Origin of the sequence: Nitrogeniibacter aestuarii, from assembly GCF_017309585.1 — a bacterium.
Taxonomy (GTDB): Bacteria; Pseudomonadota; Gammaproteobacteria; order Burkholderiales; family Rhodocyclaceae; genus Nitrogeniibacter; species Nitrogeniibacter aestuarii.
In genome coordinates this window covers 3,414,644-3,428,323 of sequence record NZ_CP071321.1, presented here as the reverse complement: position 1 = coordinate 3,428,323, position 13,680 = coordinate 3,414,644, and the positions used below count along the sequence as shown (strand labels likewise).

12 protein-coding genes are annotated in these 13,680 nt (G+C 60.0%); 8 read left to right on the top strand and 4 right to left on the bottom strand.

Translation table 11 applies throughout. From position 1 onward, the window contains the following. Position 1: 1 nt before the first annotated feature. From J0W34_RS16005 to J0W34_RS15995, 3 genes are all read right to left on the bottom strand, one after another. Positions 2-889, bottom strand: a complete 888-nt coding sequence (locus tag J0W34_RS16005) for an EF-hand domain-containing protein (protein WP_227816451.1) — start codon at positions 887-889, stop codon at positions 2-4. 7 nt (positions 890-896) lie between these two features. After that, entirely contained in the window at positions 897-1,472 is a 576-nt protein-coding gene (locus tag J0W34_RS16000) for a LemA family protein (RefSeq protein WP_230969442.1), read from the bottom strand. Positions 1,473-1,549: 77 nt separating this feature from the next. After that, positions 1,550-2,413: an HDOD domain-containing protein gene (locus tag J0W34_RS15995; RefSeq protein ID WP_230969441.1), complete on the bottom strand. Its 864-nt coding sequence runs from the start codon at positions 2,411-2,413 to the stop codon at positions 1,550-1,552. 139 nt (positions 2,414-2,552) lie between these two features. Here J0W34_RS15995 and J0W34_RS15990 point away from each other — a divergent pair, with 139 nt between their 5' ends. The 3 genes from J0W34_RS15990 to J0W34_RS15980 are packed head-to-tail and all read left to right on the top strand — an operon-like array spanning position 2,553 to position 6,744. Then, a complete protein-coding gene (locus tag J0W34_RS15990; protein WP_230971689.1) occupies positions 2,553-3,548 on the top strand; it encodes an oxidoreductase in 996 nt (331 codons plus the stop codon). A gap of 21 nt (positions 3,549-3,569) precedes the next feature. Continuing rightward, on the top strand, positions 3,570-4,772 hold the full coding sequence (locus J0W34_RS15985) for a GGDEF domain-containing response regulator (RefSeq protein WP_227816454.1): 1,203 nt from the start codon (positions 3,570-3,572) through the stop codon (positions 4,770-4,772). A 58-nt stretch (positions 4,773-4,830) separates the two neighbouring features. Continuing rightward, a complete protein-coding gene (locus J0W34_RS15980) occupies positions 4,831-6,744 on the top strand; it encodes a propionate--CoA ligase (RefSeq protein WP_331001543.1) in 1,914 nt (637 codons plus the stop codon). A 65-nt stretch (positions 6,745-6,809) separates the two neighbouring features. Here the strand turns inward: J0W34_RS15980 and J0W34_RS15975 are convergent, their stop codons facing one another. Next, positions 6,810-7,553, bottom strand: a complete 744-nt coding sequence (locus J0W34_RS15975) for a PEP-CTERM/exosortase system-associated acyltransferase (RefSeq protein ID WP_227816455.1) — start codon at positions 7,551-7,553, stop codon at positions 6,810-6,812. 239 nt (positions 7,554-7,792) lie between these two features. On the opposite strand from J0W34_RS15975, the gene J0W34_RS15970 reads away from it, so the two are divergent. The 5 genes from J0W34_RS15970 to J0W34_RS15950 all read left to right on the top strand — a co-directional run bounded on the left by J0W34_RS15970 (position 7,793) and on the right by J0W34_RS15950 (position 13,671). Then, on the top strand, positions 7,793-8,470 hold the full coding sequence (locus J0W34_RS15970) for a hypothetical protein (protein ID WP_230969439.1): 678 nt from the start codon (positions 7,793-7,795) through the stop codon (positions 8,468-8,470). Continuing rightward, positions 8,463-10,085, top strand: coding sequence for an FAD-binding oxidoreductase (locus J0W34_RS15965; RefSeq protein ID WP_230969438.1), 1,623 nt, complete (start codon positions 8,463-8,465; stop codon positions 10,083-10,085). Before J0W34_RS15970 ends, J0W34_RS15965 begins: the two co-directional genes overlap by 8 nt. Next, positions 10,082-11,311 (top strand): ABC transporter permease, encoded by a 1,230-nt coding sequence (locus tag J0W34_RS15960; protein WP_230969437.1) that lies wholly within the window; start codon positions 10,082-10,084, stop codon positions 11,309-11,311. The genes J0W34_RS15965 and J0W34_RS15960 overlap by 4 nt, the downstream gene beginning before the upstream one ends. 2 nt (positions 11,312-11,313) lie before the next feature. Next, on the top strand, positions 11,314-12,525 hold the full coding sequence (locus J0W34_RS15955; RefSeq protein ID WP_230969436.1) for an ABC transporter permease: 1,212 nt from the start codon (positions 11,314-11,316) through the stop codon (positions 12,523-12,525). 201 nt (positions 12,526-12,726) lie between these two features. Then, positions 12,727-13,671: a PEP-CTERM sorting domain-containing protein gene (locus J0W34_RS15950; RefSeq protein WP_227816460.1), complete on the top strand. Its 945-nt coding sequence runs from the start codon at positions 12,727-12,729 to the stop codon at positions 13,669-13,671. Positions 13,672-13,680: the final 9 nt, after the last annotated feature.

Genomic DNA, 13,680 nt, shown 5'->3' with positions numbered 1-13,680 from the left:
CTCAGGGCGAAACGTGCTTGATGATCAGCGCGAAAGCCACGAGGGTGACGGCGAGGAAGATCCAGCCCCACATCTGGTAGCGTTTGCCCAGTTGGGACGGGTCGAGGTCCGAGATCAGATAGAGTCGGCGGTCGCCGGGGTGGCGCATGATGTGCGCTTCCGACGCTGAATGCAGTTCGGCTTGTCGTTGCCTTACTTCGCGCTTGGCCTCAGCGCGGGCCTGCTCCCATTCTTCGACATCGATTTCGCCGTCGCCGTTTGCGTCGAACCGCGCGAGCAAAGCGGCTTTATCCTCTTTCCAGTAGGCAAGCAATTCGCGCACTTGCGCTGCAGTGTCGTGGGTGGGGTCGATGCTGCCCAACGTACCGAATTCGCCAATGACGTAGATGGGATCGTGCTTGATGAACGACCACTGGGTGTATCGGGTGTCGCCGCGCACCTCCACATCTTTGCGGTGGACGAGCATTTCCGCGCCGGTCGGGTCCACCGCACACGTGCCGGTGCCGTCGTGGAGCAAAAAAGAAGCGTCACTCTGGGTGTCGGTTTTCTGAACCCATTTTTCGCCTTCGCGCTCCTCGATAATGAGGCGATACCAGAGCAGGGGCAGGCCATTGAGTGGTGAGAGTAGCGGCGTGCCGTCGAGTGGTTCGCCGTGGCCATACAGTTCGGTGTAGCCCTGCGCGGCCGAGGCCACGCGCGAGGTGGGGGTGTCCAGTATGAGCCGGGAGTGGTGAATGGACCGAAGCCAGCCGACCAGCCCGATCAGTGCGGTGGGGCCGAGCGCCCAGATCGACAGGCCGTCAAACACCTTGAGCCCGAAGAGGAAGGTGACACCGGCGGCTGTGATGAGAAACACCCCGGTGTTATCGGGGCGCAACGAGACGAGCATGATGGCCTCAGTCGTTGAACAGGGCCTTCAGATCCACGTCAGCCTTTTCTGCCGTTGAAAACTCGAGCAAGGGTTTTTCGCTGTAGCCGAACATGCGGGCCACGATGACGTCGGGGAACTGTTCGATGCGCACGTTGTGCACGTTGACGCTTTCGTTATACATCTCGCGACGGTCGGCGATGGCATTTTCCAGCGAGCTGATGCGTGTCTGCAGCTGCATGAAATGTTCGTTGGCCTTGAGTTCGGGATAGGCCTCAGCGACGGCGAACAGCTGACCCAGCCCCATGCGAAGCATGCCCTCAGCTTCGCCCAGCGCCGGGACGTCGCGCCGCGCGCGTGCATCGGAGACCTTGCTGCGCGCCTCGATGACCCGGGAGAGGGTGGTTTCTTCAAACTGCTTGTACTGGCGGCACACCTCGACCAGTTTGGGCAGCTCGTCATGGCGCTGTTTGAGCAGTACGTCGATGTTGGCCCATGCCTTGGCAATATTGTGCTTGAGGCGAACCAGGTTGTTGTAGATCACCACCGCATAGGCAAGGACGGCAATGGCGATGGCGAGGAAAACGATCAGGCTCACGGACATGGGCGAGTTCCGACAGTGGTTGGTTTCAGGATTTTACCGGCGTGTCAGGCGTGATGACAGTGTCACGACACGATCGGTCATGTTTCTGCGTCAGGCGGAAGCAACCGTTCTGCATCTTCCTGCGGAATCGCCAGGTGCTTGACCAGTTGGCTGCGATTGACTTTCAGCAGGGCTGAAATGGCCTCGAGGTCGTCCGGAATGGCCGGATTCTGCCAGCCCTTGGCATTGTGTCGTGCCAGGGCGTTGGCCAGTTGAACCGTGCGCACGCGAGGATTGTTGGTGTCTGCGCCGTTCATGAGTGTGATCAGCAGATCCGGCATGCGCCAGGCCTTGGCCAGCGCCAGCTGGATTTCGTTTGCGCTGAAGCCGAAGACCTCGCGTTGGGCCAGCGCGCTGCGCATGCCGCGGTCGCGCCGCAGCATGTCGTACACGCGCTGCGTCAGTTGTGGTGCGAAAGACCAGAAGAGCACATCGGCCGTGTCGTGCAGCAGCGCGGCAATGGTGATTTCCTCAACATCCAGATCGTGGCGAAGAATGGCCCAGTCCCGGGCGTAGTGTGACGCTCGCCGGGCGCGCGCAATCACCCGGAGGGCTCCCACGAGCGCTGTCGGTACGTCGGCAAGGCGCGATTCGAGCGTGGGCATGTCGGCAAAGATGCGAAAGAAAGGCGTGATGCCGATCATCATGACTGCGCGATCAATCGTGGTGATGTCGTGGTTCTGAGACGCGCGCCGGTGTTGCTCGAGGTGGCTGAGCAGCTTGAGTGTCATCAGTGGGTCGCTCAGTACGACCGAGGCGAGCTGCTTGCCGCCGATCCGGTCTTCGTTCTCCTGCAGGGCGGCGAGCTGCTGCACGGTGCGCTTGAGCACCGGAATGGGCTCCTGAGAGAAGCAGTTGACGTAGGCGTCGAGAGACTGAAGTGGCTTATCGAAGCGCAGCATGACCATGGCCTGAGAGCTGATATCCCGATTTACGTCAGTTTGGGCAAAGAACTTAAATTTCAGGCGTCTGGGGCAGACGGGGCCGCTCAATTCGTTATAATCTTTTCGGATTAGTCCTCTGACAAAGCACATGGACCGGTTGAGCGATTTCACAGCCTTGCTGATCGAGCAGGAAAATGACAAATCCGTATCCGCGGGTTTTCGCCAGTTGAGCGTTGATGATCTCGATGCTGGTGAGGTGCTCATTCGCGTCGCCTACTCAAGCATCAACTACAAGGACGCGCTGGCGGCCACCGGCAAGGGCAAGATCATTCGCCGCTTTCCGTGCATCGGCGGCATCGACCTTTCCGGGGTGGTTGTTGACAGCCAGGACGCCCGATTCAAGCCCGGCGACGAAGTCATCGCCACGAGTTTCGATATCGGCGTGTCACACCATGGCGGTTTTGCGCAGATGGCGCGAATCCCGGCGAAGTGGGTGGTGCCCATGCCCACGGGCCTGAACCTGTTCGATGCCATGGCGATCGGCACGGCCGGTTTCACCGCGGCTCTGGGGGTAGTGCGCATGGAGGCCAACGGACTGGTGCCAGCGAACGGGCCGGTTGTCGTGACCGGCGCGACGGGGGGCGTGGGCTCCCTGGCCATCGACATGCTTGCAGCGGCAGGTTATGAGGTGGTGGCGCTGACCGGCAAGGCCGAGGAACGGGACTACCTCACCGAACTGGGTGCGACCGACATCGTGCTGCGCGATAGCATCGATTTCGAGCGCACACGACCGCTCGAGACGGGCCGTTGGGCGGGCGCGGTGGACAATGTCGGCGGACAGGTGCTTCACTGGTTGTTGGCCACCATGCAGCAGGCAGGTACGGTAGCGAGCATCGGCAATGCCTCGAGCTTCGATATCAGCACCACGGTGTTCCCCTTCATTCTGCGCGGTGTCAGCTTGCTGGGCATCGACTCGGGTTACATGGGTTTCCCGCTTCGGCAGCAGGTCTGGGAGCGCCTCGCGGGTGATTTGCATCCGAAGCATCTTGGCGCGGTCACGCGACTCATCGAATTCGATGAACTGCCTGCTGCGTTTGACGATTTCATCGCGGGCCGCATTCGCGGGCGGACCGTGGTTCGCATCGGCGCCTGAGCCGTTCTGGAGTCAAGCAGTTTGAGTGACGAAGAAAACATTCCGCTGCCCCGTGTGTTGATCGTTGACGATTCGCGCATGGTGCGCGTCTCGATCAGCAAACACATCCGCGACCGTTTCGATGTTCGCGAGGCGGCCGATGGCGAAGATGGCTGGCAGGCACTGCTGGTCGATCCGTCCATCCAGGTGGTGATCTCCGACCTGGGGATGCCCAAGCTCGATGGCTACGGTCTGCTGGAGCGCATCCGCGCTTCAAAGCTGTCCCGCATTGCCGAACTGCCGGTGATCATCATCTCCGGCGAGGAAGACGACCATGCCCGGGTGAAGGCGCGTGAGCTGGGGGCGACGGATTTCATTACCAAGGGCATCGGTACCGTCGAACTGACAAGCCGGCTCGAAGCGCTGACCCGGCTCGCTCAGGCAACCCGCGAACTGGAACAGAGCCGCGAGGCCCTGGCACTGGGCAGTCCCGTGGACCCGCACTCGGGTTTGGCCACCAAGGCCTACATGGAGTGGCACGGGAACCAGGAGTTGGCCCTGGCGCGGCGTCGCAACGGCGATCTGGCCGCAATGGTGATCATGATCGACGGATTCGACAAGCTGTTGTCGGAATATGGCGTTCATATCACCGAGCTGATCAATCGCAAGCTCTCGAAGATCCTCTCGTCCAAGGTGCGCAAGGAAGACACTGTGTCGCAGATGGCGCCGGGGCAGTTTGCGGTTCTGTGTCCAAGTACCAACATTGACGGCTGTTCGGCCTTTGCATTGCGCTTGCAGCGTGCCATCGACAAATTGGTCATGACCTACCGTGACCGGCAGATTCGCATGACCGTTACTGTCGGCATTGCGGCAGGCTCGGGCAGTAACGAACATCTGACGCTCAGCGAGCTCATCGGCCTCGCAGTCGATCGGGTCAAATCCGGCCTTGAGGCTGGCGGTAACCGGGTGATCTCGGAGAGTGGCGAGATTGATCCGGCGCAGTTGCAGCGTTTTGTCCGTTTGCCGGTGAGCATCGATCATGTGTTGATGCAGGTGCGTGCCGGAGCCGAACATGAAGTGACCAGCCGCATACCCGATGTGCTTGGTACACTCATGCCTTTGCTCGAGTTGATCGAGCAGGAACTTCGTTGTGGTCTGCCCCTGCATGAGCTGAGAAATCCTCGGCTGCCGGTGCAGACACAAGGAGAACAAGATTCCCACGAGGGAACAGCCACAAAGCTATAAAAAGCGAGAATAGCAATCAAAAACCATTCGACTCATCGTCGCTCACAATCATAGGGAAATAAGGGAGAGGATTGTCATGACGACATACAAGGAGTTTCACAAGCGCTCGATCGAGGACCGTGACGGGTTCTGGAAAGAGCAGTCCGAACTGATCGACTGGCACAAGGCGCCCGAGCAGATCTGCGATTATTCGCGTCCGCCGTTCGTCAAGTGGTTCAAGGGGGGCGAGACCAACCTGTGCCACAACGCGGTCGATCGCCATGCCGCGCTGCGCCCGGATGCCAACGCGCTGATCTACATCTCCACCGAGACCAACGAAGAAAAGGTCTACAGCTTCGCCGAGCTGCAGCGCGAAGTGGAGCGCATGGCTGCGATCTACCAGGATCTGGGCGTCAAGAAAGGCGACCGTGTCCTGATCTACATGCCAATGATTGCCGAGGCGGCGTTTGCCATGCTGGCATGCGCGCGCATCGGCGCCATCCACTCGGTGGTGTTCGGCGGCTTTGCCTCCGGGTCGCTGGCGACCCGCATCGATGATGCCAAACCGGTGCTGATGGTCAGCTCCGATGCCGGCATGCGTAATGGCAAGGCCGTGCCCTACAAGCATCTGGTGGACGAGGCCTGCAATATTGCCGAGTTCCCGCCGAAGAACGTGCTGATCATCGACCGGGGCCTGGACAAGGGCTTCCCGCGCGTGGAGGGCCGCGACGTCGATTACGCCGAGCTGCGCGCCAAGCACATGGATGCCAAGGTGCCGGTGGTCTGGGTTGAATCGTCCGAGCCGAGCTACATTCTTTACACCTCCGGGACCACCGGCAAGCCCAAGGGCGTGCAGCGTGACACCGGCGGTTACTCCGTGGCGCTGGCCGCTTCGATGAAGCACATCTTCACCGGCGATGCGGGCGAGACCATGTTCTCGACCTCCGACATCGGCTGGGTGGTCGGTCACTCCTACATCATCTATGGTCCGCTGCTCGCTGGCATGGCCACGATCATGTACGAAGGCACGCCGCTGCGTCCGGATGCCGGTGTGTGGTGGTCCATCGTCGAGAAGTACAAGGTCAGCGTCATGTTCTCGGCACCGACGGCCGTTCGTGTGCTCAAGAAACAGGATCCGGCCTTCCTCAAGAAGTACGATCTGTCGTCGCTCAAGCATCTGTTCCTGGCCGGCGAGCCGCTCGACGAGACCTCGCACGAGTGGATCATGTCCGAGCTGGGCATTCCGGTCATCGACAACTACTGGCAGACCGAAACCGGCTGGCCGATCCTGGCCATCTGCCGTGGTGTGGAAGACAGCAAGATCAAGCTCGGTTCGCCGGCCTTCCCGGTCTATGGTTACGACCTGCGTCTGTTCCGCGAGGACGGTTCCGAGGCCGGCGCCAACGAGAAGGGCATCGTCGGCATCGTGCCGCCGCTGCCGCCGGGTTGCCTGTCCACTGTGTGGGGGCAGGACGAGCGCTTTGTGCAGACCTACTTCTCCACTTTCAGCGATCCGGTCATCTATTCGTCTTCCGACTGGGGTATCCACGACGAAAACGGCTACTACACGATCCTCGGCCGTATGGACGATGTGATCAACGTGGCCGGCCACCGTCTGGGCACCCGCGAGATTGAAGAAGCCGTCCAGGCGCATCCGGCGATTGCAGAAGTGGCTGTGGTGGGTGTGGCTGATCAGCTCAAGGGTCAGATGCCGATGGCGTTTGCCGTGGTCAAGGACGCAGCGTCGATCGACAGCGAAGAGAAGCGGGCCGCTCTTGAAAAAGAGGTGATGAAGAAGGTTGACGGCATGCTGGGCGCCATTGCGCGTCCGGCACGGGTTCACTTCATTGCCGGTTTGCCCAAGACCCGTTCGGGCAAGCTGCTGCGTCGGTCCATTCAGGCGCTGGCCGAAGGGCGGGATCCGGGTGATCTGACCACGATCGAGGATCCGACGGCGCTCGAGCAGATTCAGGCGGTCCTCAAGCAGGCCTGATTGCCGCAAAATCGTGGAATGAAAAAACCCGCCTCAGTGGCGGGTTTTTTCATTCCAGCGGCTGCTTATCGGTAGCTGCCCTCGATCTCATCGCGGACGACACGCCAGATCGGTTTCACCATGAATCGCATGTTCTTGATAATGGCAGGCACGTTCATCATCGACGGAACACGCATGCCGCGATGTTCAACAGGTGCACCGATCTGCTTGATCTCCACGCCCAGCTTGCCGAAATGGGCGGCCAGGCGCGGTTCTGTGAGGACGAACATGGTTTCGATGCCATTGCGTTCAGCGAGCGCAAGCGCGCCCAGATAGAGGGCAATGGGGATATACGGGAAGCGCGGCTGCGATTCGTTCTCGCTGAAGTCGTCGTCCGCGATCGCCACGGCAACGTTTCGCTCGCCCCGACGACGTCGGTAAGCAGCACGCACGGCGAGTCGCGAGACTTCTCCGATGGTGCGTCGGTCAAGTCTTGCCGGGTCGATGATTGATCGATCTAGCGTGGCCTCGCAGGCCTGTTCGAAAGGCAGGGGGGTGTCAGGGGCATCCTCCCTGGCGAGAATCAGGCGGGTGCAGCCAACGGGTTGATTGGGGGCTCTGGCCGAGCGCAGCAGGCAGTGGACGCTTTGTGGGTCGAAAGCGTCGGTTTCCCGGCGGTCGGGTCGCTCCGGTTCGAACTTCAGTTCTTCGCAATAGACTTCGTGCCGTACCCGAAAGACCTCGTCACGCACGGACTCCTTGGCGCCGGCCTCGATCTGAAAGTACTTTGAAAATCCTGCCCCGAGATTGAAGCGGTCGAAGAGGGACATGTCCGGTCCTGTCCAGTGGAAAAAAGTTGTCCTGCTATCTTTACGTCAGATTCTGATGAAATATTTAACGCATTGAGCGAATCGATCTGAAGTCGCTCAATTCGGACGCGACAATGCCGTATGGGAATAGTGAGCTTCGCGCGCCTGACAATACGATTGGGGGCCTGAAGCCTTGCTAGAATGCGGGTTCCCATCACTTTGGCGCCAAGGGTCTGTTCATGACATTTGCAAACGATCGTTTGAAGATGCTGTCGGCGTTGGGCGTGACGCTCGTGGTGCTCGCCTTCGTTCCGGGGAACCTGCTCAAGACGCTCGTCCTGCTTGGCGCATGGGGCGTATTTTTCTGGCCGCTGCAACGAAAAGAGGCAATTCTCTTCGTTGCCATGAGTCTTCTTTTTGTCGTGATGAACTACGGCGCGCTGGATCGGGGCGTCTTTTTCTTCACCGATCCGGACCTGCTGCTGATGCCGGCGTTCGAGTTCGTGATGTGGGGCTTTTACGTGCTGTGGCTGCTGCGCACGGTTCAGCCGGGCGTGCCCGCCGGTTCGATTCGGGTTCCATTGGCATTGGCTGTGGTTTTCAGTCTTCCCTTCATGCTGGTCCCTGATCATGTATTGCTCCTGGTGCTCAGTGGCTCTGTCGTGCTGGTCGGGCTCATCCTTTTCCATGAACGTGACGACTTGATGTGCGCCGGGGTGATGGCGTTACTGGGTGCAGCCATCGAATACGTGGGCACGGGCGTCGGGTTGTGGGGTTACTCGAATCCGCCCGCGGGCGGTGTTCCGTTCTGGTTTGTCACCATGTGGTCGGGCATTGGCTTGCTTGCGCGGCGGCTGGTGCTTCCGATCATGGAGCGGGGCTGGAAGGGTGCATACACAGGCATCCGATTCACGCCCACTGGAGCTGGTCATGACTGAACTGCAGACCCGTCTCGAGCGATGCGTCGGCTCGGATCGCGTACTCGATGCCGAAGCGGCGCGATCCCGGTTCGGGTCGAACTGCGCTGGATACGCGCGCCGATTACTGGGTGCCGTTCGACCGTCCCAGACCGAACAGATTGCCGACATCGTTGCCATTGCGCGCGAAATTGGATGCAGCATCTATCCGATCAGTACAGGCAGGAACTGGGGCTACGGAAGTTCGCTGCCCGTATCCGACGATTGCCTGCTGATTGATCTGTCCGACCTGAACCGCATTCTGTCCTTCGATGCGGACATGGGCATTGTGCGTGTCGAACCCGGTGTCACCCAGGGGCAGCTGGCGCGCTACCTGGCTGAAAACGGGGCGCCGTATCTCGTGCCTGTCACAGGCGCCGGCCCCAACTGCAGCATTCTGGCCAACGCACTTGAGCGCGGATATGGCGTTACGCCGCATGCTGACCATTTTGGCGCATTGATCGCCCTTGGCGCGATACTGCCGGACGGCAGTCGATACTCATCGCCCTTGATGCAGGCCTCCGGGGAGGGTGTCGGCCCCTTGTTCAAGACAGGAATCGGTCCCTATCTGGACGGGCTGTTCACGCAGGGCAACTTCGGTATCGTGACCGATGCGCATATCGCGTTGGCGCGAAAGCCGGAGTCCGTCAAGGCCATTCTCTTCAGCCTCAAGAACGAGGCGCTGCTTGGAGAGGCTGTGTCGAGAATCCGGTCGATCCTGCAGACACACGCAGGGGTCGTCGGCGGTATCAACCTGATGAACCAGCGCCGGGTTCTGTCCATGTCGGTGGATTACCCGGAGCAGGTGCCAGGCGATGAATCCGTGCTTCCGGCAGATCTGGTGCGGCGACTGGGGGCGGAATACCAGATACTCCCCTGGACGGGGTTCGGTACGCTCTATGGCAGCAAGCGCGTTGTGCGTGCAACCTGTCGTGACATCAGATCAGCGCTTCGCGGCGTGGCGAGCAGGCTCCTGTTTGTCTCCTCGCGCGACGCAGAACGCATCTGCACTCTGACGCGCTTTGTGCCCGGCAGGCTGGGGAGCAAGCTCGCGAAAACGGCCCAGACCTTGCGAACGGGGCTCGAACTCGTCAACGGCGTACCCAACGAGACGGCCCTGCCGCTGGCCTACTGGGGGCGGCAACATGTCAAGCGCACTGATGAGGGACAGCTCAATCCGGCCAAAGATGGTTGCGGGCTACTGTGGTATGCGCCGCTCGTGCCGCTCAAGGCCGAGGCCGTGATTCGCTACCAGGCGTTCGTGACGGAGGTCATGACGAAATGGGGTTTCGAGCCGCTGATTACGTTGACCACGGTGTCGGATCGCGTGGTCGACAGCACGGTACCCATTCTTTTCGATCGCAATGACCCGAGCGCACAGGCGCGCGCGCATGAGTGCTACTGGGCACTTCAGGAGCAAGGAAGGCTTCAGGGATTCTTCCCGTATCGCGTCGGCGTTGACTCCATGCGTTGGCTCGAAGAGCGGATTCCCGAATCAATGCAACTGATCGGTAAGCTCAAAGTCGCAATCGACCCTGAAGGCACACTTGCCCCCGGGCGTTACGCTCCCCTGACGATGGAGACGCACAAGCAATGAATTTCCCTTTGGCACTCGATGCCATGATTGCTTGGCGCAATATCTGGCGCCAGCGTCGGCGCACCTTTGCGGTCCTGCTCGCGATTGCCGCGGGCGTCATTGCAATGATGATGACGGGCGGATTCGTCGAATGGATGATCTGGGCGCTGAGGGAGTCGACAATTCATTCGCAAGTCAGTCATTTGCAGGTGGCCAAGCAAGGCTTCCAGATTGAAGGCCGGGCCGATCCGCGCGCCTTCCTTCTGCCGGAAGATGCAATTCCGGCGGCAGTGAGTAACGATCGGTCAGTCAAGGTCCTGTCGCCTAGGTTGGTGCTTTCCGGCCTCATCAGCCACGGTGAGGAGACCATTCCCTTCATCGGCGAGGCCTTGAATATCGATAAGGAGGCCGACCAGCTTTTCGGTATGGTGATCGAAGCCGGGGAGGCAATGACGCCCGGCGACGAAGAGCGGGTGTGGCTGGGGCGCGGATTGGCGAAGGCGCTGGATGCTCCCATCGGAGAGCCCGTGGTTCTTGTGCTGCAGTCTGCTGGCGGTGGGGTGCGCGCGGTCGAGGCACGCTTTGCAGGCGTTTTTTCGACGATATCGAAGGCGTACGACGATAATGCCATTCGCATGCCGATCGGTCTGGCGCGGGAACTGATGGGTGAATCGGCCAATAGCTACTGGGTAGCCTATCTGAATGACACGGACGATACGGATGCAGCCATCGACCGCCTCACGCCGACGCTGAACAATGCCGGCCTGGAGGTCACCCCCTGGTATCGCCTGGCTGATTACTACACCAAAACGGAAACCTTGTTACGCAAGCAGCTTTCGGTGGTGTCCATCATCGTGCTGATGGTGGTTTTGCTGAGCGTGTCCAACACCGTCGCCATGAGTGTGATGGAGCGGACCTCCGAGATTGGTACCTCAATGGCGATCGGCAGAACCCGCCGGCAGGTGCTCATCGGGTTTCTGCTTGAAGGTGCCATGCTCGGCGTCGTGGGCAGTGTCATTGGTGTGCTCGCCGGTATCGTGCTGGCGCTCATCGTGTCGAGTATCGGCATCCCCATGCCCCCGCCTCCGGGCATGTCGAGAGGTTATGTCGGCGAGATTCGCCTTGATGGGCTTCAGATGCTGAATGCGGCTGTGCTCGTCACTCTGGTGGGGCTGGCAGGGGCGGTTTTCCCAGCGATCAAGGCGGCACGCTCCAACATTGTTGATGCCTTGCGGCAGGGGCGGTGAGGATGATCAAACTTGCAGCAAGAAACCTTCTGAGGCATCGAAAGCGCACTGCCACGGCCGTGGCCGCCATTGCGTTCGGTGTCGTTTGCGTTGCCTTGATCGGCGGCTTCTTCCAGCATATTTACGAGGGCTTTGCCGAAGCGATCATTCGCGGCCAGACCGGGCATGTGCAGATCTTCAGCTCGGGGTATAACGAGGGCGGGTTCCGGCATCCGGATCGGTTCAATCTGGGTGATACATCGGCATTGGTGAAGTCGCTCGAATCGCGCCCCGAGGTAGCAAGTGTCATGAGTCGGCTCTCTTTGCAGGGGTTGATGAGTAATGGAGCTGCCGACTTGCCCGTCGTCATCGAAGGCGGCGAGCCAGGCAAGGAGGCAAGCCTGTCGAGCTATGTACGCGTGCGGGCAGGGCGAACGCTGGAAGATGGTGATGATTTTGCTGCGGTCGTAGGGCGCGGGCTCGCCGAATCGCTCAGGCTCGACGTGGGGCGGAGGACGACCTTGCTCGCGTCGACGGGTGGTGGCGCCATCAACACGATCGATGTGACCGTTGTCGGCATTTTCGAGACCTACTCGCAGGATTACGACGCCCGTGCAGTCAAGGTCCCGCTTAAAGTGCTGCAGCAACTGTTTGGCGCTGACGTGGCTACCAGCGTTGTCGTCGAACTTGTTCAAACTGGCCAGACGAGCACTTTTCTGAAATCGGTTGATTCCGATTTACGGCAGGCGGGTCTTGAGCGACGCTCGTGGCGCGAACTGGCCGACTTCTACGAGAAGACGGTCGAGCTTTATGACGGGCAGTATCGCGTCCTGCGAGTCATTGTGATCGTGCTCCTGTTTCTCAGCGTGGCCAATGCGGTCGGTATGTCGATGTACGAGCGCACGCCCGAATTTGCCACCATGATGTCTCTTGGGACGCGTCGCAGACGTGTCGCAGCGCAGGTGTTCCTTGAGGTGATCCTGCTTGCGCTTGTCGGCGCGATCGTCGGCGTCGTACTGGCCGTATTGCTGGCGCAATTGATTTCGTGGATCGGGATCGATATGCCGCCTGGGCCGAATTCAACGCTGGGTTATACCGGCAAGATCATTCTGTCTTTTCGACTGTGCTTTGAAGCGGTTTTGATCGGCCTGTGTGCGGGCGCGTTGTCGAGCGTGCCTGCGCTCAGGCGCATCCTCAAACTCGATATTTCCGATGGGCTGAGACAGGCCATATGAGGTGAGGTTGGCAGGCGGCTACGCCGGATGGAGCGACGGCGTTTGCCAACCCCGTCAGGGTTGTCGAAATTATTTACAGTGAGATTTTTGAGGTGGGCGGGTGTGATTATAAGTTGATGTAAATAAAAGGAAAAAAAATCTGGCACGACGTGTGCTTATTGTTGGGCAAGCTGTTTCGAATAACTCATCACGGAGCCCACCATGAAAAAGCTCTCAGCAATCGCCGCCGGCCTTCTGGTCTCTGGCGTTGTTTCCGCCGCACCGCTGACCCTCCAGCCGGGTCCGCTGTACTTCCAGTTCAACAACGTTGAACAACTGAACACCAACAACGGTATCGTTGTCCCGGGTGGTTCCATCGACGTGAACGGCGATGGCATCCTCGACACGCCGGCCACGGAAGGTAACTGGGGTGTCTTCAATATCTCCTCCATCCAGTCTGGCGCTGTTGCTACCCCGAACCAGGACATCTCCGGTGGTTCGACCTACTTCGCTGATGACGGTCTGTCGGACATCTTCGGTCAAGGCCAAGTGTCCGGTATCTTCTACGGTCTGACCCTGACCTCCGGTACGACTGCAACCGGTGGCTGGATCGACCTGTACTGGGAAGATGCTGCTGATGACGACATCACCAACGCTGACCTGAGCGGCGCCAACTTCCCGGGCCGTACGGCTGCTAACCAGGCTGGCATCTTCACCGATGGCACCTTCCTGGCGCGTCTGAAGTTCGACACCGGTATCATCTCTGGCGACAACACCACGACTCTCGTGTCCGACGTTGATCTGACCACGCTGACCGGTAGCGGTCTGGCCGATTCTTTCGGTAGCGTTGTTGATATCAACAACGACGGCGTGATCAACTCCCTGGACGGTGAATGGGCTGGCGTTCTGAACAGCGACTGGTTCTTCGTTGATACCAACGGCAACGGCATCTTCGGTGAAGATGGTGAGACCCGCGATCTGCGCTTCTCCACCTTCTTCAACCTGCTGCCGAACACCTCTGCCTGGGCCGATCCGGCCAACGGCACGGTTGCTCTGCGTAGTAACGATCCGGGCCGCGCCTTCGTGGTGCCGGAGCCGGGTTCCCTGGCCCTGCTGGGTCTGGGTGTCCTCGGTCTGGCTGGCGCCCGTCGCCGCAAGTCTGCCTGATCTTCAGGT

What these genes read in the sequence shown, in the direction of transcription:
- J0W34_RS16005 (WP_227816451.1), bottom strand. Translation starts at nt 889, where the DNA reads ATGCTCGTCTCGTTGCGCCCCGATAACACCGGGGTGTTTCTCATCACA.
- J0W34_RS16000 (WP_230969442.1), bottom strand. Translation starts at nt 1,472, where the DNA reads ATGTCCGTGAGCCTGATCGTTTTCCTCGCCATCGCCATTGCCGTCCTT.
- J0W34_RS15995 (WP_230969441.1), bottom strand. Translation starts at nt 2,413, where the DNA reads ATGCTGCGCTTCGATAAGCCACTTCAGTCTCTCGACGCCTACGTCAAC.
- J0W34_RS15975 (WP_227816455.1), bottom strand. Translation starts at nt 7,553, where the DNA reads ATGTCCCTCTTCGACCGCTTCAATCTCGGGGCAGGATTTTCAAAGTAC.
- J0W34_RS15965 (WP_230969438.1), top strand. Translation starts at nt 8,463, where the DNA reads ATGACTGAACTGCAGACCCGTCTCGAGCGATGCGTCGGCTCGGATCGC.
- J0W34_RS15960 (WP_230969437.1), top strand. Translation starts at nt 10,082, where the DNA reads ATGAATTTCCCTTTGGCACTCGATGCCATGATTGCTTGGCGCAATATC.
- J0W34_RS15955 (WP_230969436.1), top strand. Translation starts at nt 11,314, where the DNA reads ATGATCAAACTTGCAGCAAGAAACCTTCTGAGGCATCGAAAGCGCACT.
- J0W34_RS15950 (WP_227816460.1), top strand. Translation starts at nt 12,727, where the DNA reads ATGAAAAAGCTCTCAGCAATCGCCGCCGGCCTTCTGGTCTCTGGCGTT.